This window comes from Methylobacterium guangdongense (genome assembly GCF_038442355.1).
Taxonomy (GTDB): Bacteria; Pseudomonadota; Alphaproteobacteria; order Rhizobiales; family Beijerinckiaceae; genus Methylobacterium; species Methylobacterium guangdongense.
The window spans coordinates 1-18994 of sequence record NZ_JBBXMX010000038.1; the positions used below are offsets into that span (position 1 = coordinate 1).

Below are 18994 nucleotides of genomic sequence, written 5' to 3' on the forward strand. Positions count from 1 at the left end.
GCGACACCCGGCTCGGCGATCGGATCCTCGCCTCCTGCGACGACATCGTCGACCAGGGCTGCCACGCCTGGAACCGCCTCATCGATCAACCGTACAAGATCATGTCCATCCGACTGCGCCGGTGACCCTATCGGTTATCAGCACCCCAATTGGTATCAGTTGGCCGCGATGGCCGAGGGATGCTGCGCCAGCGGCGTGACCTCGATCGCCATGTATGGGTAGAGGGGCAGCGCCGTCAGCAGTTCGTGGAGTTCGTCGTTCCCGGCGACGTCGAACACGCTGTAGTTCGCGTATTGCCCGGCGACGCGCCACAAGTGTCGCCACCGCCCGTCCTGCTGCAGCTTTTGCGCGAAGGCCTTCTCCTCGGCCTTCAGGCGATCCGCCTCCGCCTTCGGAAGGCTCGCCGGAATGGTGACCTGCATGTGGACCATGTAGAGCATCGGGTTCGTCCTCCGCCGACCGGGTGATCGATGCCGTAGCCGATGCGGCCGCGCAGCTTGAGCGCCCCGCGGTCCGGATCCGGTACGGTCGGGCGTGATTGTTCCGCGCCGACCCCGCGTTGCGGCGCCCCGGATGCGCGCCTATTCAACCACCCCATCGATCCACACTGAAACGGGGGGATGCGTCCGACGATGACCGAAGCTGCGACCGACGAAGTGCTGTTCGAGACGCGCGGTGCCCTCGGCCTCGTGACGCTGAACCGGCCCAAGGCCCTGAACGCCCTGACGCTCGGCATGATCCGGGCGATGCAGGACCAGCTCCGGGCCTGGGAGACCGATGAGCGCGTGACCCGCGTGGCGGTCCAGGGCAGCGGCGGCCGGGCCTTCTGCGCGGGCGGCGACGTCCGGCGCATCTACGAGGCCGACAAGGCCGGGCAGACCGAGGCGATGTTCGCGATCTGGCAGGGCGAGTACGACCTCGTAGCCGCGATGGCGCGCTACCCGAAGCCCATCGTCGCGCTGATCGACGGCATCGTCATGGGCGGCGGCGTCGGCATCTCGGTGCATGGGCCGGTCCGGGTGGCGTCCGAGTCCTACGCCTTCGCGATGCCGGAGGTCGGGATCGGCTTCATCCCGGATGTCGGCACCACGGCGCTGCTGCCGCGCCTGCCGGGACATGCCGGCACCTATCTGGCGCTGACCGGATCCCGGATCGGCGCGGGCGACGCCCTCGCCCTAGGGCTCGCGACCCATGCGGCGCGCGCCGCCGATTTCCCCGCGATCGTCGATGATCTGGCGGCGGGCATCGCGATCGCGCAGGCCGTGGCGGCCCATGCCGCGCCCGCGCCGGAGGCGGGACCGGTGATCCGGGAGGCCGGCCTGATCGACGCGTGCTTCTCCGCCGACAGCGTCCAGGCCATCCTGGACAGGCTCGATGCGGCCCCGGATTCGGAGTTCGCCGCCGAGACGGCGCGCACGATCCGCCTCCGCTCGCCGACCAGCCTCAGCCTCGCCTTCGAGCAGATGCGGCGCGGGGCCAGCCTGACCGTGCCGGAGGCGATCCGGACGGAGTACCGGCTGGTGACCCGCATCATGCGGGGGCACGATTTCTACGAGGGCGTGCGCGCGGTCCTCGTCGACAAGGACAATCGCCCGGCGTGGCAGCCGGCGACGCTCGACACCGTCGATCCGGAGGCCATTCGCGCCGCCTTCGAGCCCGCGGGCGAGACGGAGCCGAGCTTTAGCTGAGCGGGTGGGTTCCGCCACGCGCTCCCTCTCTTCGCCGAACTCACGGGTCCACGCTTCGCCGGCTCCGCCGATGGTGACCACGGTGAACCCCTCGCCCCGCTTGCGGGGAGAGGGAGACGCCCGCTTCCGCCGACGCTGAACCCTCAGAACACCGGCGTCTCCCGGTACGTCCCCCACACGCCCTTCAGCGTCTCGATGATGTCGCCCATCGTGGCGCCCGAGCGGACCAGCTCGATGGTGATCGGCAGGATGTTCTGGTTCGGGTCCTCCGCCACCTCCACCAGTTGCTGCAGCAGCAGATCGAATTTCACCGGGTCGCGCTCCTGCCGGACCCGGCGGGTGCGGGCGCATTGCCGGTCGGCCGTGGACTGGTCGTAGGGGTGGGTCTCGATCTTCGGATCGGGCGTGTCGTCCACGAGGCGGTTCACGCCGATCACCGGCTTCTCGCCGGTCTGCTTCCGGATCGCGGTCTCGTAGGCGAAATCCGCGATGTGGCGCTGGAACCAGCCCTCCTGGATCAGCTTGAGGGTGCCGCCACGCTCCTCCACCTCCCGGAGGATCTCGAAGATGCGGGCCTCGTACTCCGTGGTCAGGCTCTCGACGTAGTAGGAGCCGCCGAGCGGGTCGATGACCTGGGTGACGTTGGTCTCCTCGGCGATCACCTGCTGGGTGCGCAGGGCCATGCGCATCGCGTCCTCGGTGGGGATCGCGAAGGCCTCGTCGTAGCCGTTGGTGTGGAGGGACTGGCAGCCCCCGAGCACGGCCGCCAGCGCCTGCATCGAGGTGCGCACCACGTTGACCATGTATTGCGGCTTGGTCAGCGAGGCCGCGGCGGTCTGGCAGTGGAAGCGCAGGCGCATCGAATCCGGGTTCTGCGCCCCGAACCGCTCCTTCATGATCTTGGCGTAGCAGCGCCGCAGGGCCCGGAATTTGGCGACCTCCTCGAAAAAGTCGGCCTGGCAGACGAAGAAGAAGGCGAGCCGCGGCGCGAAGGCATCGACCGGCATCCCGGTCTTGAGCACCTCCTCGACGTAGACGATCAGGTTGGCCAGCGTGAAGGCCGCCTCGTGGAGCGGCGAGGAACCGGCCTCGGAGATGTGGTAGCCCGAGATGTTGATCGGGTTGTACCGCTTCATGGTCTTGGCGCAGTAGGTGATGCAGTCGCGCACGATGCGGACCGACGGCTCCACCGGGAAGATGTACTCCTTCTGCGCCATATACTCCTTGAGGATATCGGCCTGGATCGTCCCCGAGAGCTTGTCTAGGTCGTAGCCGCGCTTCTCCGCCAGCACGATGTACATGGCGAGCAGGATCCAGGCGGACGGGTTGATGGTCATCGACACGGAGATCTTCTCCAGGTCGATGCCGTCGAACAGCGCCTCCATGTCGGCGAGCGTATCGATCGCCACGCCCTCGCGTCCGACCTCGCCCTCGCTCATCGGGTGGTCGGAATCGTAGCCCATCAGGGTCGGCATATCGAAGTCGGTCGAGATGCCGGTCTGGCCCTGTGCGATCAGGTACTTGAAGCGCTTGTTGGTGTCCTCGCCGGTGCCGAAGCCCGCGATCTGGCGCATCGTCCAGTTCCGCGAGCGGTACATGGTCGGGTACGGGCCGCGGGTGAACGGGTAGCGCCCGGGCAGGCCGATATCCTCGATCGGCGTCTCGGCGGCGTCGGCCGCCGTGTAGACGCGCTTCACCGGGATGTCGCCGAGGGTGAAGAATTCCGGCTTGCGCTCGGCCTGCTTCTTCAGGAAGGCGTCGACCTCCTTCCGCTCCCACTCGGCCTCCTCCGAGCGCAGCGCCTCGACGGTCTTGCGGTCGATGAGGCTGGTCATGTCGATGCTCCGGATGCGTGCGGCGCGAGGGCCTGTTCGAGGAGTTCGGTGGCGAGGCCGTAGGGGTCGCCGTCCCGGGTGCTGAGGCGGTCCGCCAGCGGCCCGGCGACGGAGGCCGCGCCGCGGGCGAAGCGCTCGATCAGCAGGGTCTCGGCGGTCTTCTCCAGGCGGAAGCGGGCGATGGCCTGCCGACGCTGCGCGCCCGTCTCGGTCTCGAAGGCGACGCGACGGTGGTTTTCGATCGCCGTCATCAGGGTCTCGAAGCCCTCGCCCTTGTAGGCGGACAGGCCGATCACCGGGACGCGCCACGCGGCCTGGCGGGCGGTCAGCGCGCCGAGGGTGAGCATCTGCTTCAGGTCGGTGAGCGTGCGGTTGGCGTCGCTGCGGTCGCATTTCGACACCACGTGGATGTCGGCGATCTCCAGGATGCCGGCCTTGATCGCCTGGATCTCGTCGCCGAGGCCGGGGGCCGACACGACGATCGTCGTGTGCGAGGCCCGGGCGATCTCGACCTCGTCCTGGCCGACGCCCACCGTCTCGATGATCACCGTATCGAAGCCCGCGACATCCAGGATGTCGACGGCGTCGAGCGCCGCCCGGGCCATGCCGCCCATGGCGCCCCTTGTGGCCATGCTGCGGATGTACACGCCCGCATCGCAGACATGGTCGGCCATGCGGATCCGGTCGCCCAGGATGGCGCCGCCCGAATAGGGGCTCGACGGGTCGATCGCCACGACGCCGACCTTCTGGCCCGCTTGGCGCAGATGGGCGGTCAGCGTCGCCACGAGGGTCGACTTGCCGCTGCCCGGTACACCCGTCAGGCCGACGATATGGGCGCGGCCCGCCCGGCGGTAGATCTCGGCGAGTGCCGGACGCGCCTCCGGCGAGCCGGCCTCGGCCCGGGAGATCATCCGCCCGATCGCCGGCACGGCACCGGCCGCCACGCGCTCCACGAGGTCGCGGGAGGGGGTCACGCGGCCCCCCGCGCGGCGCCCTGATCGGCGATCTGGGCGTGCATGTCGCGGAACACCGCCCGGTCGTCGATCACCCGGCGCGCCTTGAAGTCGGTGCGCGGCAGGGTGTTGGGGGCGAGGATCTCGGCCTGGGCGCGCAGGCCCAGCATCTTCTGCAGCCGGTGGCAGGTGTCGCGGCGGAACGCCTCGACGGCCTCAGGCCCGCGGGCGAACACGGCGTCATCGGCCTCGACGCGCAGCAGCAGTTCGTCCATCGCCGCCTGGCGGCTGATGACGATCCTGTGCTCGCCGCCGTAGCCCGCGGTCTCGTTGAGGGCGGCGTCGATCTCGCTCGGGTAGACGTTCTCGCCGCGGATCGTGAACATGTCGTCGATCCGTCCGAAGATGCCCTGCGGCAGGCTCGGATAGGTCCGCCCGCACGGGGTCGGGTCGTCGGTCCAGAGGGTGAGGTCGCCCGAGGCCAGCCGGATCATCGGCTGCGAGGTGCGCTCCAGATGCGTGTAGACCGGGGTGCCGCGGCTGCCGTAGGGCACCCGGCGCATCGTGGCCGGGTCGCAGACCTCGGTGTAGACCACGTCCTGCCAGCAGAGCATGCCCTCGGTCTCGGCGGTGCCCGAGACGTTCATGAACGGCGACATCTCCGCCATCGAGCCGCAATCGAACACCTTCGCGCCGAAGGCCTCGGCGATGCGGTCGCGCACGCCCGGGATCGAGGCGCCGGGCTCGCCCGAGAAGAACATGATGCGCAGGCCGAAATCGCGCGGGTCGAGCCCCTCGTCGCGGGCGACCTCGGCGAGGTGCAGGGCGTAGGTCGGCGTGCCGTAGAAGGCCGCGGGCTTCAGGCTCGCGAGCCATTGGGCGCAGCGGGCCGTCATGCCGGGCGCGCCGGCCCCGAACGGGAAGGATTGTGCGCCCAGGCGCTCCGCCCCGGCCAGCGCCCCCCAGCTGCCCATGTACAGGCTGAGGATGGCGGCCACGCACACCATGTCGCCCGGCCGGATGCCCATACCCCACATGATGCGGGCATGGGCGTTGGCGATGGCGTTCCAGTCGTTGCGGCCGATCGCGAAGGCGGTGGGGCGCCCCGTGGTGCCGCTCGTGCCGTGGATGTGGAAGATCTCGCGGTCCGGCACGCAGAGGTAGTCGCCGAAGGGCGGGGCCGCGTTCTGCGAGGCGCGCAGTTCCGCCTTGGTGACGACCGGGACCCGGTCCTCGAAATCCTCCAGGCTCCTCAGCTGGTCCGGATGGAAGCCGGCCTCGTCCCAGCGGCGGCGGTAGAACGGCGCGTTCGCGTAGGCGTAGGCGCAGACCTCGCGCAGGCGGCCGAGGATCGCGGCCTCGCGCTCGCCCGCCGGCATGGTCTCTCGGCGGGGGAACCAGTAGCGGCTGCCCTCGGCCGGGAAGTAGCTGTCGTCGTAGGCGGTGGGGAAGGTCCAGGCTTCCATGGCCGCCTCCTCAACGTTCGCCACGCTCGGCCACCAGCCGGCGCAGGGTGTTGACGATGACTTCCGGCGGGGTGTCCTGCAGCAGGACCTCGCGCACGCCCATCTCCTTGATGGCGACCACGTCCTCGTCGGGCATCACGCCGCCCGCGATGACGATCAGGTCGTCCGCCTGCTGCTCCGACAGGAGCCTGAAGATCTTCGGGAAGACGGTGAGCTGGACGCCCGAGAGCAGACTGACGCCGAGCACGTCGACATCCTCCTGGATCGCCGCGGTGACGACCTCCTCGGGGGTGCGGTGCAGGCCGGAGTAGATCACGTCCATGCCGGCATCGCGCAGGGTCCGGGCGACCACCTTCACGCCGCGGTCGTGACCATCCAGGCCGACCTTGGCCAACAGGACGCGGATCGGCTGGCTCATCCCCTCGGCCCTCGCTATTGAATTCCGTACTCCGTATACCTTTGGTAAGATCGTGCCGATTTGCGGTCAAGAGTGAACTTATATTGCAGCGCCGCAGACGGGATCGGGCACGGGGGGAGAAGCACATGGCGAGCGACAGCAGCGCCGCATCCGTGATCGCCGCGTTCCTGCGCAACCACGGCGTCACACGCGTCTACGGGCTCTGCGGCGGCCACATCATGCCGATCTGGATGGCGCTGGACGCGGCCGGCATCCGCATCGTGGACGTGCGCGACGAGCGGGCGGCCGTCCACATGGCGCAGGCCGAGGCCGAGGTCGCGGGCGGCTTCGGGGTCGCGCTGGTCACCGCGGGGCCGGGCCTGACGAACGCGATCACCGGCATCGCCAACGCGCATGTGTCGCGCATGCCGGTCCTCGTGCTGTCGGGCACCCCGCCCCGGGCGCAGGAGAACCGCGGTGCCCTGCAGGACCTCGACCACGCCCGGCTCGTCGGCCCGATCACCCGCTATGCCCGCACCGTACGCGAGCCGGGCCTGCTGCCGCAGGAACTCGCCGAGGCCGTGGCGCGGGCGCTCGGCGAGGGCGGCGATCCGGGGCCGGCCTATCTCGACGTCCCGACCGACGTGCTCCGGGCCCCGGTGCCGCCGCCCTTGATGCTGCCCGAACTGATGCGCCCGCGCAGCCCGGCCCGGGCCCATCCCGATCCGGAGGCGATCGGCCATGCCGTCGATCGGCTGCTGGCAGCGAAGCGGCCCCTGGTGATCAGCGGACGCGGCGCGCGCGAGGCCGGCCCACAGCTCATCGCGTTCCTGGACCGCCTCGGCTGCCCCTACCTGGATACGGGTGAGAGCCGCGGGCTGGTGCCGGACGACCATCTGTCCGTGATCGCCTCGATGCGGGGCCGGGCCATGCAGGAGGCCGACCTCGTCATCACGGTGGGCCGTCGGCTCGACTTCCAGCTCGCCTACGGCTCGCCGGCCGTGTTCGGCGCGGCGCAGTTCCTGCGGATCGCGGGCGCCCCCGGCGAGCTGCGCGACAACCGCCCCGGCACCGCCCTCCTGGCCGATCCCGGCGCCACCCTGGCGGCGCTCACGCGCGCGATCGGCGACCGCGCCCCTTCCCTCGACCGCGCCTGGGCGGACGCCCTGCGCGACGGCCACGCCGCGCGGGCCGAGAAATTCCGGGCGCAATCCCGAACGGCTCCGGATGGCGCGGACGGGTTCATGCATCCGAACCGCCTGCTCGCCGCGATCCAGGAGGCGGCCGGGACTGAGGCCGTGCTGGTCACCGATGGCGGCGACTTCCTGAGCTTCGCCCGGGTCGGCCTCTCGGCCCGGACCATGCTCGATCCCGGCCCATTCGGCTGCATCGGCGTCGGCGTGCCGTATGGGATCGCGGCGGCGCTGGCCGCTCCCGGCCGCAACGTCGTGGTCGCCACCGGGGATGGCGCCTTCGGCTTCAACGCCATGGAACTCGACACCGCGAAGCGCCACGCCGCGCCGGTCCTGTTCGTCGTGGCCAACAACGGCGCGTGGCAGATCGAGGTCCACGATCAGGAGGTCACGCACGGCCGCGTGGTCGGGACGCGGCTCCAGCGCGCCGACCACGCCGCCATGGCGCGCGCCTTCGGACTGCATGCCGAGCGGGTGGAACGGGCCGAGGATCTGCCCGACGCCCTCGACCGGGCGATGGCCAACCGCCCTGCCCTGCTGGACGTGCTGGTGACCACCGGGGCCGTCTCGTCGGATGCCAAGAGCGGCCTGGCCTGGGTGCCCGATCTTCAACCCCTGGAGGCCTGGGACCGGGCCGAGCGGGCTTGGCGGGAGAGCTGAGCGGGTAAGCGTGCGTCCGTAAAGCGGCCTCAGCCGCGCTTCAGCGGCAGGCGGGGCTTCGGCGTCGATTGCTCCACCGCGCGGTTGAGCCGATCGACATCGACCGCGAGATCCTTGATCTCCCTGTAAAGGTGGGTCTGAACGGCGGTCACGATGTTCGAAGCTTCCTTGACGGCCTCGTACTTGGCTTCGGAGCGCGTCTCGCGCAGCCCGGCTTCGACCTCGCGCAGCCTCTTGTCGAGGGTGCTGATCGCCTCGGCAATCTCCTTCTGACCCTTCTCCAAGTTCTCGATCTTGCCAAAGACTTTCCGGATATCCGATATCAAATCGGCTGCCCTGAGGATGTCCTGCATGCCGGCCATTACAGCCGTCCCGAGACTGCTCGGCACCTCTCCTTTACGAATTCCAATGTCTGATCGAGTGAAGCGGCGATCCGTCGTGCGTCTCTGGATAGCGTCGCGCGCTCGATCGCCTGCCACGCCGAACGCGTGAGCTCACCGGCCTCATCGTACACCGGGTGCTCCTCGATACCGAAGACGGCCACGGACGGAAGAACGGCGTTTGTGGCGGCCTCCTGTGGGTCCTCCGTTCGCGCGGGCCAATCATGGTTTATCTGGCCGAGGACGGCCCCGGGCATGACGGATGCCCCGGCTGAGACCACGGGATCAGAGAGCACACCGGACTCGGGCGCCTCGACATCGAGCGTGACCATGCCGGTTTCGACTTCGGCGATGGCTTCGCCCAGCACCACGACGTCACCCGGCTTCTTGAACCAGCGGCGGAGCGTCGCCTCGGCGATAGATGCACCGAGTTCAGGAACCAAGACATCCGTCGAGGCCATCGGCCACCCTCTCAGTCCACAGACCCCGACCTCTTCGCGCTGCGCACGGACATGGTCCGGCGTTCGCGATTCTTCGGCCCGGGCTCTGATGGAAGATAGGTGGTCTTCGGCCTGCCCGACAAGTCAGGGAACAAGGCTGGGCCAGCCTGCAAGTCGAGGCGAAGCATCTCGGTCGGAAGCGGGGATCCGTTTCAAGGTCACGCCCTCACAGGTCAGTCGCGTCGGGCGACGAGATCCCGCTCAGCGGTTCACCAGCTTTGCCGGGTTGAGGAAGACCAGCGCGGCGCCGATCACCAGCATGGCGCCCAGCACCATCACCCCCTGCCCCGTACTGCCGGTGGCGTCCTTCACCCAGCCCAGCAGATACGGGCTCACGAAGCCCGCGACGCTGCCCACCGAGTTGGCGACCGCGAGGCCGGTCGCCGCCGCCGCGCCCGAGAGTACGGCCGGGACCAGGGTGTAGAATTGCGGGATGCAGGTCAGCGTCCCGGCGGAAGCCACCGTGAGGGCCGCCAGCGCCAGGACCGGGCTGTGGGCGACCATCACGCTCGCGATGAGCCCCGCCGCCCCGACCACAGCGGGCACCGCCAAGTGCCAGCGCCGCTCGCGCTGCCGGTCGGAACTCAGGCCGACGATGAACATCGTCACGAAGGCACCCGTGTAGGGGATCGCCGTGAGGAGGCCGACCGTCAGCGGATCCTTGACGCCGCTGTCCCGGATTATCGAGGGCAGCCAGAAGCTGATCCCGTAGAGGCCCATCGTGAAGAAGAAGTAGGTGCCGCTGAGCAGCCAGATCCGGCCGCTGGTCAGGCCTTGACGGGCCGAGTGCAGCGGCTTGTCCCGCGCCTCGACGGCGACGTCGGCGGTGATCCGCTCCTTCTCGGCCGGGGTGAGCCACGTCGCCGAAGCCGGGTCGTTGTCCAGGCGGACCAAGCACCAGACGCCGAGGGCGGTGGCGAACAGGCCCTCGATCAGGAACATCCACTGCCAGCCCTGGAGGCCGGTGGTGCCGTGGAAGGCCGTCATGATCCAGCCTGAGACCGGGCCGCCGATGATCCCCGAGAGCGGGATCCCCGCCAGGAACAGCGCCGAGGCCTTGCCGCGGTGGGAGGCGGGGAACCAGACCGTCAGGTAGTAGATGATCGCCGGGATGAACCCCGCCTCCGCCACGCCGAGGAGGAAGCGCAGCACGTAGAAGCTGGTCGGCGAGGATACGAACATCATCGCGGCCGAGATCAGCCCCCAGGTGATCATGATCCGCGAGATCCAGTAACGGGCGCCGACCCGCACCATGATGATGTTGCTCGGGATCTCGAACAGGGCGTAGCCGAGGAAGAACACGCCGGCCCCGAGGCCGTAGACGGTCTCGCTGAACTTGAGATCGCTCAGCATCTGCAGCTTGGCGAAGCCGACATTCACCCGGTCGAGATAGGCCGCCACGTAGCAGACCAGCAGGAACGGCACGACCCGCCGGAGCACGCGCCCGTAGAGCGCGTCGCGATCCGACAGGCCGGCGACGGGGTTCAGCGTGAGACCGCTCGACATGACGTCCTCCCTGTCGATCACAGTTCTTTTTTCGGGGTTCGGCGTCTTTGCGCCGATTCAGTTCTCGGCAGTTTTCTGCGGCAGCCTTTCTGACGAAGACTGCTTTCGCGCTTCGGGCCGGTGGCGTTCCGGCCCCGATTGCATTCGAATTCGCGGCGCCTCAACGAACACGGAATTCAGTACACGGAACGCAGCGTGCAGACGGCTTGCGATTCTGTCAAGCGGGCCGGATACCGTTCGAAGGGAAGCGGGCGGGAGTTTTGGGCGTGCAGTCACTCGAACCGTCGACGAGCCTTGTCGACCAAGCCTACGCGGTGATTCTCGACGCCCTGTGTGACGGTACCTTCAAGCCGGGCGAGCGCCTGACGCAGGACGACATCGCCGCCCGGCTGAGCGTCTCCCGCCAGCCCGTGACGCACGCCCTCGCGGTGCTGAAGGCGCAGGGTTTCCTGGTCCAGTCGGGCCGCCGGGGTCTCACCGTCACGGCGGTCGAGCCCGAGTTCTTCGAGGCGATCTACCAGTTCCGCTCCGCGGTCGAGCCCCTGGCGGTCCGCCTCGCGGCGCAACGCCTGAGCAAGAGCGCCATCGTGCGCGGCCGGTCCCTGGTCGAGCACGGCCGCAACCTCGTGGTGGCGGGCGATGCCCGGGCCACCCTCCAGGCCGACATGGACTTCCACGCCTTCCTGTACGAGCTCTCCGGCAACCCGATCATCGGCGAGACCATGCGGCTGCACTGGCTGCACCTGCGCCGCGCCATGGGGCAGGTGCTGCGCTACCCGGGCATGTCGATCAGCGTCTGGCAGGAGCACAGCCGCATCCTGGAGCGGATGATCACCGGCGACGCCGAGGGCGCGGCCGATCTCATGCGCCGCCATGTGGTGGACGCGTTCGAGCGCGTGCGGATCGAGCGGCCCGCCCCGTGATATGGCCCTAGGGCCGATTCGCGTGCGCGTGCCGGGCCTTCCGATGAGGCCGGCGATGGGCCCGGGGCGGCGGCGCGACCGCCGGCGCCACCGCGGCGGGCGGCGGTGCGGCGACCCCGTCATGGGCCGCGATGACGCGCCGGGCTTCCTCGACGCTCATGTCGCAGGCGCTGGTCATCCCCTGCAGGGCCCCGAGCGCGCGATTGTATTCGGGCAGATTGGTGCATCCGGGAACGCCCCAGGCCCGGGCCGGAGCCGGGGCCGCGCCCATCATCGCCAGCATCACGCCGGCCAGACCCTTCCTGAACGACACGTCCATCCTCCCGCGACCGCGATCCGACCTGCCGGATCCCGCCGCGTGCCAAGCGATGGCCCCCGCGATCGGTTCGCCCATCCGGAACGGGATGCGGCGTTATAAGGCATCCCGGTGGGAGGCCCCGATCAGGCCGCCTGACGCAGGCCGCCGACGTGCGAGAAGATGAATTCGCGCCTGTAGAAGTAGACGCCCCGATGCCGCATGGCTTTCTGGGCGTCATCGACGTCGAAGCCGTACGGTTTATCGCGCGAGGTGTCGATGCAGCTGACGTAATGCCACTGCACGCCGTCGATCATCGCGGGGATCGGCTGATCCTGCCGGACGGCGCAGAACTGCTGGGCATCGGCCGACTTGGCAAAAATGTAGAAGGTCTTCCGCGCGCACATCGGAACCTCCAATCGTCTTGGGGGTGTATCTATGACGCAACGGTCAAGTTTAAAACTGATTCGATAGCAATAGTCAAGCTTCTGCCACATTCCCGCCGCCGATGGGGCAGCGGGTCACGCCTGCCTCATTCCGCGGCCTCCTGCAGGGGCTTGCCCTTGTCGACGACGTAGACCGACAGGATCTTTACGGTCCTGTCGCCGACCACCGTGTAGCCGGCATGGGGGACGCCGCGCCGGTTGATGCCGCGCTCGCCGGCCGGCCGCTCCTTCGGCGCCTGACCCGGCACCTGCGCGAGGCCGCCCTCCAGCACGTAGTAGGCCTCCTCGCCGTTGTGGAAGTGCCGGCGCGAGGTCGCCCCCGGCGGGATCTCGACGAGCTGCATGACGATCTCGCGGCTCTCGTCACCCGAGACCGGCTGGCGGCCGAGTTCGGTGCGCTTGACCTCCTGGGCCGCCGCCGCCCCCGCGAAGACGAGCGCGCCGGCCACGATCAGGCATCTCCCGGCGGATGGGCGGCGTGTCATCGCGTTCTCCCGGATCGTCGTCGGTGTCCGGGAGCATGACAGCGGCCGCCCCGCCCGGGAATGGCCGACCTCGAGGGCGCGTTACAGTCCCGGCACCCGCTTCACGCCGGTTGGCGCCCGGGGGGGCATCTAGAGACAGCCGATCCGCCGCAGGGCACCGATCAGCTTGCGGCCGATGCGGTAGCCGTTGAGGGATTCGGATCCGAGGATCCGAACGGTCTCGGTCTCGGCGGTCCGGCCGTAGAGGAACAGGTGGAAGTTCGGCTCCCGCTGCTCCGGCGGCGCCGCGCTGACCTGGCCGCAGAACGCGACGTCGTGGCCGGTTTCCCCCGTCATCGGCCTGACCTTCCGGAACCGGACGAGGGGCGCATCCGGGAACTCGGCGGCGACCCTGGCGCGCATCTCCGATTCGGGCGGCACGCCGAGATCGGGGGCGTCCGGGGCGATCAGGCCGAGCGCCTCCTCCCCACGGACGGACGGCGGCGCTAGCAGGAGCACCAGCAGCGGTGCGACCCGCATGCCGACGCAGCCTGCGCGGGCGCGGCGTGGGACCGCCGACGGCCGCCCAGTTGCGGCCGGCTCTTCAACCTGTCGACGCGAGGACAGAGGAACCGTTCCCTGGAGAGACCTCGTGACTGGCGGAGACAGTATTGGATCACGAAGCCCGGTGGAGAGGAAGCGGCGGCGCACCGAGGCCCACAGCCGGCCGTCGCCTCGCCGCGTGCTGGGCGCGGATTCCACGATCGGGGGTCGGACCTGCCGCGTGAGGTTCGATCGCTGGTCCAGCCTGCGCGCAGCGCCGGCCACACCCGTCGCGCCTCCGCGTTGACTTGGCGATATGTATGAGTATCCCCAAATTGTATGTGTTTTGGCGGGAGCTCGTGATGATTCGGTCCGAAGCAGATCAGTTTACAGCCGATTTTCGGCACGCAATAGATGGCTTCGCGGTGCGCCTCGTCGTCGCCTATCTCGCGCGCAACAGCGTGCCGCCGGATGGCCTCCCGCAGATCCTGACGAGCGTGCGCGCGGCGCTGTTGGCGCTCGCCCGGCCGGTGGATGCCGTCACGTCCCCGACCGAGCAGCCGACGCCGTCCGAGATCCGCCGATCGGTCCAGCAGGACGGCATCATCAGCTTCATCGACGGCCGCTCCTACAAGACCCTGAAACGTCATCTCAAGGCTCACGGCCTGACCCCGGAGCAGTATCGCACGCGCTACGGGCTGCCGAACGATTACCCGATGGCCGCGCCCGGCTACGTCGCGCGGCGCGCCGAGATCGCCCGGGCGATCCATCTCGGCCTCACGCCGCGCTGATCCTCGCATGAGGCGCGCTCACACGGCGCGTGCGAAACTCTGAATTGTCCGGTCCCGGCCGCGCCGGTACGCTCGGTGCGTGGAGAGAGAGGGGGACCCGGCGCCATGAAGGCCGAGACGAAGCTGCATGCCGGCCGGTGCCATTGCGGCACGGTGCGGTTCGAGGGGGCGCTCAGCGACGGCTTCCAGTCGATCCGGCGCTGCACCTGCTCGTACTGCCGCATGCGCGGCGCCGTGGTGGCCATGGCGGAGGCGGACGGCATCCGGATCCAGGCGGGGGCGGAGGCACTGACCCGCTATCGCTTCCATACCGGCACGGCCGAGCACTACTTCTGCGCCCGCTGCGGGATCTACACGCACCATCAGCGGCGCTCCGACAGCACCCTCTACGCCGTCAACGTGGCCTGCCTGGAGGGCGTGAGCCCGTTCGATTTTGAGGCGGTGCCCGTGATGGACGGCGTGAACCACACGAACGACACCGGCCAGCCGACGCGGCGCGCAGGGACGCTCCGCTACACGCCCGCCGCCTGAGCCCACGCCCCCCAGTCGATGCCGGGGATGCGCGGACCGGCGGGGTCCTTCAGTAGGTCGCCCCGAGATAGGCCGCGATGGCCTTGGCCTGCTCCGCCTCGATCGGGGCGTGGTAGACCTTGACCATCTTGGCGACCTCCGCGTCCCAGAACGCCGGCCCCTTCCGGGGCGGCTGCATGGCGACGTAGTCGGCGGAGTGGCAGGTCTGGCAATTCTCCTGCGCGGCCTGGAAGCCGGCCGCGTGACCGGCATCCGGGGGGGCCTTGAACTGCGCCGTCGGCTCCGGCAGCGCGTAGGTGTCGGGGGCGGCGCGCGCGGCCGACGCGGCGAGCAGGAGACAGAGGGCGGGCAACGCGATGAAGCGGGGCATGGCGATCTCCCTCAGGCCGCCCGGATGCGGGTCGTCTCGACGACGTTGCGCATGTAGCCGGCCGGGTTCCAGCGCGGCTCCATCGGCTGCGTGCCGCCGTCGTTGCCGGTCGCGCGGACGCGCAGGGCATATGGCCCCGGCGCCAGATCGGCCTCCGCGGTCCAGGTGCGGAAGGCGTAGCGGCCGAGGTCCTGGCCGAGCCGGGCCGGGTTCCAGGTTTTGCCGTCGTCGGTGGAGATCTCCACCGCCTTGATGCCCGATCCGCCGTCGAACGCGATGCCGCGCAGCGGCACGCGGCCGGCCTTCACCTGCGCGCCGTCGGCGAGGTTGGTCACGAAGGAGCGGACGTTGAACCGGCCGATCGGCACGGTCTTGTCAGGCGCCTTGCCGGGCTCGGTGCAGGCGCAGGCATTGTCGGGGATGCGATAGGCGGTCTTCATCCAGAAGCCCTCGAAGGGCTTGTCGAGCACCGTGACGGCGTTGAGGTGCTTGACCCAGTAGGTGCCGTAATAGCCTGGCACCACGAGGCGCAGGGGGAAGCCGTTGAGCCAGGGCAGGTCCTGCCCGTTCATGCCCCAGGCCAGCAGGACCTCGCCGTCATTCGCCTGATCGAGGGGGAGCGCCTTGGTGAAGTCGGGCGTCTCCGGCAGGACCGGCCCGTCGAGGCCCCCGAACGAGACTTGCACGGCCCCGGCCTTCACGCCCGCCCTGTCGAGGACGCTCCTGAGCGGCACGCCGGTCCAGCGGGCGCAGCCCATCGCGCCGTTGGCGAGCTGACCCCCGGCCATGCGCGGCTCGAAGAAGCCGCGGGAATTGCCCGAGCACTGGTTGACGGCGACGATCTCGGTCTGCCCCGGCAGGGCCTTGATGTCGGCCAGCGACAGGTCGAGGGGCCGCTCGACATGACCCGTCACCGCGACGCGGAACGCCTGCGGGTCGATCTCCGTGGGGATGTCGGCGAGGTGGTAGCGGACGAAGAAGGCGTCGTTGGGGGTGATGGCGCCCGCGTCGAACACCGCGAACGGCGTCTCCAGTTGCGGCGGGCGGGCGGTCATCTGCAGGAGCGGACGCTTGCCCGGATAGGCCACGAGCGGCCGCTCGCCGTTGCCGAAGGGCAGCGTCGCGGTCTCATCCGCAGCGGCGCTGAGCGGCGCGAGGGCACGGCTGCCCGCGCCTGCGGCCAGCACCGCCAGAAGACTCCGCCTGTCCATCATCGCCAGCCTCTCTCGTCACGGGGCGTCTCAGGCTTGGGCCGCGACCGCGAGGGCGTCAAGCAACCGCCCGGCCCCTGCGCTGACGTTCCATGCCGGTTCGATATCCGCACCGGATCGGGCGCCGCCCGGCCTGGCGGCCATGGCGACGAGGGCCGGTCCCGCGCGAGATCGGCGCGCGCGGCCGTACGGGTCTGATCGTGCGCCCGGCCCGAACCCCGCGGACCGTGTGCGCTACGGCTCTCCGGGCTTGAACGGCGGCTCCTTGCCGGGCGGCACGCCCTCCTCGGCCATGCTCAGCAACATGGCGACCGTCACGTAGGTGCCGGTCAGCGCGGTCAGGTCGACGACGCCCTGCTCGCCCAGCACCGCCTTGGCCCGCGCGAAGGTCTCGTCCGAGACCGCATGCTGCGTGGAGAGTTCCATGCAGAAATCATACACGGCGGCCTCGTCGGGCTTCATACCCTCCGGCCGCTTGTTCGCCTTGAGATCCGCCACGACCTGCTCGGAGAGCCCGGCCTTGAGGGCCAGCGGCGCGTGGGCGAACCACTCCACCTGCGAGCGCCACAGACGCCCCTGGATCAGGATGGCGAACTCGTTCAGCCGCGTCGGCACGGAGGTGTGCCAGCGCAGATAGTCGAGCAGGTCGTACATCCGCTGCGCCATCTCGGGGCTGCGGATCATCGGATTGTAGGGGCCGGCCAGCCCGACGCTCGATATCTTCAGGATCTTCTCACCGAGCGGGCGTTGGGCCGGCGTGAGTTGCTCCAGGGTCAGTTGCGGGAAGCGCGGCGCGTGCGCGCCCGCCCCCCGCATCCCCTGCCCTGCCAGCCAGCCCCCGCTCGCCGCGAGGATTGCCACGGCCGCAAGGCCACGGATTCCGAGCCTTCCCATCGTCGATCCCTCCCCAGGGCGGGCGCAGTTCGGCGCGCCTCGTCGCCGGCAGTGTCGACGGGTCGGACGCCGGGGTCCAGCGGTTTGACGCGGGCGCGCGGTCCGTCGTCCGCCGGGTCGATGCGAATCCCAGGTTCGAGGGGTCGTTTCGGCCGCGCTGGGTTCCGCCGGCCTGCGCCTCAGCCGCCATCCAGCGGCGCCGGGCCCGCGGCGGCCTTGACGTTACCGCCGCTCCATCTGGGCGATCACGCGGAGGAGTTGAAGCGCCTGCCGCCGTCCCTCCTCCGTCCGGATCTCGCCCCAGAGACGCAGGCACTCGTCCTCGCCGGACGCCGGCCCCGCCGATCGGGGATTGGCGAAGAAGCACGCGACCGGCACACCGAGGGCATCGGCGATCTTCTGAACCACCGGATGCTCATGCGGTTCATGCTTGTTCATGACGGCATCCAGACCGGCGTGAGCAGATGTGTTCCTATAAGCCAACAACCCATGAACGAGGCAAAATGCCCGTGCAAGTTACAGTTAGACAATCTTCGCGCGCGCGCTCTAATGCGAGGGCTCGGCCAGAGGCGCCTGACAGGGGGGCGTGGCTCAGGCCGCCGGAGCGTTCGAGATGATCTTCGTCACGGCAGCGAACGGCGAAGTGACCTACCTCAGTCCGGACTGGGGCGCCTTCACGGGACGGGACACGACCTCGGCCACGCGGCACGGCTGGCTCGACGCCGTGCATCCTGACGACCGCGAAATCGCGGTCAACTTCCTGCGCGCGGCGCGCGATCAACAGAGCGAATACAGCTTCCGACACCGGCTGCGTCGCGCCGACGGGAGCTATGCCTGGGTCGCCGGAGGCGCCGTCCCCTCGTTCGGGCCGCCCGGTCGGACCTTCCTCGGCTATTTCGGCTCCCTCACCGAGATCAGCCCCAGCGGCTCCGAGCCGTTGAGCGCCTACGGCACGCTCGGGCGCTTCATTCCGCCGCCCACCGGGTCGACGAAACGCACCGGTTCATCGCTGGAGCTGATCGCCGATCATCTGCTGATGGCCCATGGCCTCATCGAGGACGACGGCGCCAAGGAACTGCTGCCCATGCTGAGGCTCGCCTTGACGGTCGCGGGCAGCCTGCTCGCCCAGGAGATGGCATCGGGCCGGCCGACCCAACGCTTCCATTAGCGCGCCCTTTGCCGACAGGGATACCGGTTCGGCCGGGAGCCTGCCGCGGCAGGGACTCGGGTCCGCGCGCGATTGGACGCTGTCGTGGCCCGTGGCGATGTGATCGGGCGCGGCCCTACGATGATGTGTTGCCGGCAGCCGGACCATGCACGGCGCGCCGCCACGCCTCCAGGCCGCCCGCGCGGCGCCACAGCCACGCCGTCCCGGCAACCCACGGCCCACCGATGAGGATGAAGGCGAGCAGGCCCATGCTGTCTCTCCGCGGTTGAGTCGCGGCATCTTACGCCTTGTCGGCGGCAGCGTCAGCCCGAACGACAACGGCGCAGCAACCCGAAGGGTCACTGCGCCGCTGGATCGGGCTGCCGAGGGGGCGTGGCAGCCACGGGAGACGGGTTACGCCCGACCGAGCCTGCGCGGCGTGCGCGGGAGCACATCGTGTCGATGAGCCCGACACCGTCCGGCGTCACCAACGCGAACACCCCGGGAGCGGGGCTCCCGGGGTGTCGCCGACCTCGCGGCCGGTCTGATCGGGCTGAGGATGCGAAGGCGAGCCCACGGGCTGCCTATCGACGGCGGGAAGCGGTGAGGCGGACCAACGACCCCACGCCCGCCGCCGCGCCTCCCGGCATCGCTGCCGGGAGCAGATCCAGCCGGTCTTAGTACGAGCCGAACTTGTAGTTCAGGCCGGCGCGGACGACGGCGAACTCGTCGGAGCGGCGACCGATGCCGCTGTAGACGACCGGGAAGTTGTTGGCGGCGTTGATGACGAACGCGCCCTGG

The 18994-nt window shown here is 69.7% G+C and carries 23 protein-coding genes and 2 pseudogenes; 7 read left to right on the forward strand and 18 right to left on the reverse strand.

The window, feature by feature from the left end:
- Nucleotides 1-125: pseudogene (locus AAHG09_RS30595) on the forward strand (IS630 family transposase); the annotation flags it as partial.
- Nucleotides 126-155: 30 nt separating this feature from the next.
- Here AAHG09_RS30595 and catC read toward each other — a convergent pair.
- Nucleotides 156-440, reverse strand: a complete 285-nt coding sequence (catC, locus tag AAHG09_RS30600; RefSeq protein ID WP_342111917.1) for a muconolactone Delta-isomerase — start codon at nucleotides 438-440, stop codon at nucleotides 156-158.
- 192 nt (nucleotides 441-632) lie between these two features.
- Here catC and AAHG09_RS30605 point away from each other — a divergent pair, with 192 nt between their 5' ends.
- Nucleotides 633-1688, forward strand: a complete 1056-nt coding sequence (locus tag AAHG09_RS30605; protein WP_342111919.1) for an enoyl-CoA hydratase/isomerase family protein — start codon at nucleotides 633-635, stop codon at nucleotides 1686-1688.
- 143 nt (nucleotides 1689-1831) lie between these two features.
- On the opposite strand, the gene AAHG09_RS30610 is transcribed toward AAHG09_RS30605, so the two are convergent.
- The 4 genes from AAHG09_RS30610 to AAHG09_RS30625 are packed head-to-tail and all read right to left on the reverse strand — an operon-like array spanning nucleotide 1832 to nucleotide 6360.
- Complete coding sequence (locus AAHG09_RS30610) at nucleotides 1832-3523, reverse strand: methylmalonyl-CoA mutase family protein (RefSeq protein WP_342111921.1); 1692 nt, start codon at nucleotides 3521-3523, stop codon at nucleotides 1832-1834.
- Complete coding sequence (gene meaB, locus AAHG09_RS30615) at nucleotides 3520-4497, reverse strand: methylmalonyl Co-A mutase-associated GTPase MeaB (protein ID WP_342111924.1); 978 nt, start codon at nucleotides 4495-4497, stop codon at nucleotides 3520-3522. The genes AAHG09_RS30610 and meaB overlap by 4 nt, the downstream gene beginning before the upstream one ends.
- Entirely contained in the window at nucleotides 4494-5942 is a 1449-nt protein-coding gene (locus tag AAHG09_RS30620) for a phenylacetate--CoA ligase family protein (protein ID WP_342111926.1), read from the reverse strand. Before AAHG09_RS30620 ends, meaB begins: the two co-directional genes overlap by 4 nt.
- Nucleotides 5943-5952: 10 nt before the next feature.
- Complete coding sequence (locus AAHG09_RS30625; RefSeq protein ID WP_342111928.1) at nucleotides 5953-6360, reverse strand: cobalamin B12-binding domain-containing protein; 408 nt, start codon at nucleotides 6358-6360, stop codon at nucleotides 5953-5955.
- A gap of 125 nt (nucleotides 6361-6485) precedes the next feature.
- Here AAHG09_RS30625 and AAHG09_RS30630 point away from each other — a divergent pair, with 125 nt between their 5' ends.
- Nucleotides 6486-8192 (forward strand): thiamine pyrophosphate-binding protein, encoded by a 1707-nt coding sequence (locus AAHG09_RS30630; RefSeq protein WP_342111930.1) that lies wholly within the window; start codon nucleotides 6486-6488, stop codon nucleotides 8190-8192.
- A 29-nt stretch (nucleotides 8193-8221) separates the two neighbouring features.
- On the opposite strand, the gene AAHG09_RS30635 is transcribed toward AAHG09_RS30630, so the two are convergent.
- The 3 genes from AAHG09_RS30635 to AAHG09_RS30645 form a co-directional block, all read right to left on the reverse strand.
- On the reverse strand, nucleotides 8222-8554 hold the full coding sequence (locus tag AAHG09_RS30635; protein ID WP_342111932.1) for a hypothetical protein: 333 nt from the start codon (nucleotides 8552-8554) through the stop codon (nucleotides 8222-8224).
- Complete coding sequence (locus tag AAHG09_RS30640) at nucleotides 8554-9033, reverse strand: biotin/lipoyl-containing protein (protein ID WP_342111934.1); 480 nt, start codon at nucleotides 9031-9033, stop codon at nucleotides 8554-8556. The genes AAHG09_RS30635 and AAHG09_RS30640 overlap by 1 nt, the downstream gene beginning before the upstream one ends.
- Nucleotides 9034-9273: 240 nt before the next feature.
- Nucleotides 9274-10578 carry an MFS transporter gene (locus tag AAHG09_RS30645; protein ID WP_342111936.1) on the reverse strand — a complete coding sequence of 435 codons (1305 nt, stop codon included), beginning with the start codon at nucleotides 10576-10578 and terminating at the stop codon, nucleotides 9274-9276.
- A gap of 266 nt (nucleotides 10579-10844) precedes the next feature.
- On the opposite strand from AAHG09_RS30645, the gene AAHG09_RS30650 reads away from it, so the two are divergent.
- Nucleotides 10845-11501, forward strand: a complete 657-nt coding sequence (locus AAHG09_RS30650; protein WP_342111939.1) for a GntR family transcriptional regulator — start codon at nucleotides 10845-10847, stop codon at nucleotides 11499-11501.
- Between the two features lie 7 nt (nucleotides 11502-11508).
- On the opposite strand, the gene AAHG09_RS30655 is transcribed toward AAHG09_RS30650, so the two are convergent.
- The 4 genes from AAHG09_RS30655 to AAHG09_RS30670 form a co-directional block, all read right to left on the reverse strand.
- Nucleotides 11509-11820, reverse strand: coding sequence for a hypothetical protein (locus AAHG09_RS30655; protein WP_412760113.1), 312 nt, complete (start codon nucleotides 11818-11820; stop codon nucleotides 11509-11511).
- A 122-nt stretch (nucleotides 11821-11942) separates the two neighbouring features.
- The gene (locus AAHG09_RS30660) at nucleotides 11943-12203 is read right to left on the reverse strand and encodes a hypothetical protein (RefSeq protein WP_342111944.1); all 261 of its coding nucleotides are present in this window, start codon (nucleotides 12201-12203) and stop codon (nucleotides 11943-11945) included.
- A 125-nt stretch (nucleotides 12204-12328) separates the two neighbouring features.
- Nucleotides 12329-12727, reverse strand: coding sequence for a cupin domain-containing protein (locus AAHG09_RS30665; protein ID WP_342111946.1), 399 nt, complete (start codon nucleotides 12725-12727; stop codon nucleotides 12329-12331).
- Nucleotides 12728-12856: 129 nt separating this feature from the next.
- Nucleotides 12857-13246, reverse strand: a complete 390-nt coding sequence (locus AAHG09_RS30670) for a hypothetical protein (RefSeq protein WP_342111947.1) — start codon at nucleotides 13244-13246, stop codon at nucleotides 12857-12859.
- A gap of 365 nt (nucleotides 13247-13611) precedes the next feature.
- Between AAHG09_RS30670 and AAHG09_RS30675 the strand changes: the two genes are divergently transcribed.
- Together AAHG09_RS30675 and AAHG09_RS30680 are read left to right on the forward strand one after the other, a co-directional pair.
- Nucleotides 13612-14040, forward strand: a complete 429-nt coding sequence (locus AAHG09_RS30675; RefSeq protein ID WP_342111949.1) for a Ros/MucR family transcriptional regulator — start codon at nucleotides 13612-13614, stop codon at nucleotides 14038-14040.
- A gap of 105 nt (nucleotides 14041-14145) precedes the next feature.
- A complete protein-coding gene (locus tag AAHG09_RS30680) occupies nucleotides 14146-14571 on the forward strand; it encodes a GFA family protein (protein WP_342111952.1) in 426 nt (141 codons plus the stop codon).
- A 49-nt stretch (nucleotides 14572-14620) separates the two neighbouring features.
- Here AAHG09_RS30680 and sorB read toward each other — a convergent pair whose 3' ends face one another.
- From sorB to AAHG09_RS30700, 4 genes are all read right to left on the reverse strand, one after another.
- Nucleotides 14621-14941, reverse strand: coding sequence for a SorB family sulfite dehydrogenase c-type cytochrome subunit (gene sorB / locus AAHG09_RS30685; RefSeq protein WP_342111954.1), 321 nt, complete (start codon nucleotides 14939-14941; stop codon nucleotides 14621-14623).
- A gap of 11 nt (nucleotides 14942-14952) precedes the next feature.
- Nucleotides 14953-16155, reverse strand: coding sequence for a SorA family sulfite dehydrogenase catalytic subunit (gene sorA, locus AAHG09_RS30690; RefSeq protein ID WP_342111956.1), 1203 nt, complete (start codon nucleotides 16153-16155; stop codon nucleotides 14953-14955).
- 231 nt (nucleotides 16156-16386) lie between these two features.
- The gene (locus tag AAHG09_RS30695) at nucleotides 16387-17046 is read right to left on the reverse strand and encodes a carboxymuconolactone decarboxylase family protein (protein ID WP_342111958.1); all 660 of its coding nucleotides are present in this window, start codon (nucleotides 17044-17046) and stop codon (nucleotides 16387-16389) included.
- A gap of 222 nt (nucleotides 17047-17268) precedes the next feature.
- Nucleotides 17269-17484, reverse strand: a complete 216-nt coding sequence (locus AAHG09_RS30700) for a hypothetical protein (RefSeq protein WP_342111960.1) — start codon at nucleotides 17482-17484, stop codon at nucleotides 17269-17271.
- A 175-nt stretch (nucleotides 17485-17659) separates the two neighbouring features.
- Here AAHG09_RS30700 and AAHG09_RS30705 point away from each other — a divergent pair, with 175 nt between their 5' ends.
- Nucleotides 17660-18214 carry a PAS domain-containing protein gene (locus AAHG09_RS30705; protein ID WP_342111963.1) on the forward strand — a complete coding sequence of 185 codons (555 nt, stop codon included), beginning with the start codon at nucleotides 17660-17662 and terminating at the stop codon, nucleotides 18212-18214.
- Between the two features lie 115 nt (nucleotides 18215-18329).
- Here AAHG09_RS30705 and AAHG09_RS30710 read toward each other — a convergent pair whose 3' ends face one another.
- Both AAHG09_RS30710 and AAHG09_RS30715 read right to left on the reverse strand, forming a co-directional pair.
- A complete protein-coding gene (locus AAHG09_RS30710; protein ID WP_342111965.1) occupies nucleotides 18330-18464 on the reverse strand; it encodes a hypothetical protein in 135 nt (44 codons plus the stop codon).
- Nucleotides 18465-18870: 406 nt separating this feature from the next.
- Nucleotides 18871-18994, reverse strand: a pseudogene (locus AAHG09_RS30715) (porin family protein); the annotation flags it as partial.

What these genes read in the sequence shown, in the direction of transcription:
- AAHG09_RS30635 (WP_342111932.1), bottom strand. Translation starts at nt 8,554, where the DNA reads ATGGCCGGCATGCAGGACATCCTCAGGGCAGCCGATTTGATATCGGAT.
- sorB (WP_342111954.1), bottom strand. Translation starts at nt 14,941, where the DNA reads ATGCCCCGCTTCATCGCGTTGCCCGCCCTCTGTCTCCTGCTCGCCGCG.
- AAHG09_RS30655 (WP_412760113.1), bottom strand. Translation starts at nt 11,820, where the DNA reads ATGGACGTGTCGTTCAGGAAGGGTCTGGCCGGCGTGATGCTGGCGATG.
- AAHG09_RS30625 (WP_342111928.1), bottom strand. Translation starts at nt 6,360, where the DNA reads ATGAGCCAGCCGATCCGCGTCCTGTTGGCCAAGGTCGGCCTGGATGGT.
- AAHG09_RS30710 (WP_342111965.1), bottom strand. Translation starts at nt 18,464, where the DNA reads ATGGGCCTGCTCGCCTTCATCCTCATCGGTGGGCCGTGGGTTGCCGGG.
- AAHG09_RS30665 (WP_342111946.1), bottom strand. Translation starts at nt 12,727, where the DNA reads ATGACACGCCGCCCATCCGCCGGGAGATGCCTGATCGTGGCCGGCGCG.
- AAHG09_RS30700 (WP_342111960.1), bottom strand. Translation starts at nt 17,484, where the DNA reads ATGAACAAGCATGAACCGCATGAGCATCCGGTGGTTCAGAAGATCGCC.
- catC (WP_342111917.1), bottom strand. Translation starts at nt 440, where the DNA reads ATGCTCTACATGGTCCACATGCAGGTCACCATTCCGGCGAGCCTTCCG.
- AAHG09_RS30610 (WP_342111921.1), bottom strand. Translation starts at nt 3,523, where the DNA reads ATGACCAGCCTCATCGACCGCAAGACCGTCGAGGCGCTGCGCTCGGAG.
- AAHG09_RS30675 (WP_342111949.1), top strand. Translation starts at nt 13,612, where the DNA reads ATGATTCGGTCCGAAGCAGATCAGTTTACAGCCGATTTTCGGCACGCA.
- sorA (WP_342111956.1), bottom strand. Translation starts at nt 16,155, where the DNA reads ATGATGGACAGGCGGAGTCTTCTGGCGGTGCTGGCCGCAGGCGCGGGC.
- AAHG09_RS30640 (WP_342111934.1), bottom strand. Translation starts at nt 9,033, where the DNA reads ATGGCCTCGACGGATGTCTTGGTTCCTGAACTCGGTGCATCTATCGCC.
- AAHG09_RS30620 (WP_342111926.1), bottom strand. Translation starts at nt 5,942, where the DNA reads ATGGAAGCCTGGACCTTCCCCACCGCCTACGACGACAGCTACTTCCCG.
- AAHG09_RS30630 (WP_342111930.1), top strand. Translation starts at nt 6,486, where the DNA reads ATGGCGAGCGACAGCAGCGCCGCATCCGTGATCGCCGCGTTCCTGCGC.
- AAHG09_RS30605 (WP_342111919.1), top strand. Translation starts at nt 633, where the DNA reads ATGACCGAAGCTGCGACCGACGAAGTGCTGTTCGAGACGCGCGGTGCC.
- AAHG09_RS30680 (WP_342111952.1), top strand. Translation starts at nt 14,146, where the DNA reads ATGAAGGCCGAGACGAAGCTGCATGCCGGCCGGTGCCATTGCGGCACG.
- AAHG09_RS30645 (WP_342111936.1), bottom strand. Translation starts at nt 10,578, where the DNA reads ATGTCGAGCGGTCTCACGCTGAACCCCGTCGCCGGCCTGTCGGATCGC.
- AAHG09_RS30695 (WP_342111958.1), bottom strand. Translation starts at nt 17,046, where the DNA reads ATGGGAAGGCTCGGAATCCGTGGCCTTGCGGCCGTGGCAATCCTCGCG.
- AAHG09_RS30705 (WP_342111963.1), top strand. Translation starts at nt 17,660, where the DNA reads ATGATCTTCGTCACGGCAGCGAACGGCGAAGTGACCTACCTCAGTCCG.
- AAHG09_RS30670 (WP_342111947.1), bottom strand. Translation starts at nt 13,246, where the DNA reads ATGCGGGTCGCACCGCTGCTGGTGCTCCTGCTAGCGCCGCCGTCCGTC.
- AAHG09_RS30660 (WP_342111944.1), bottom strand. Translation starts at nt 12,203, where the DNA reads ATGTGCGCGCGGAAGACCTTCTACATTTTTGCCAAGTCGGCCGATGCC.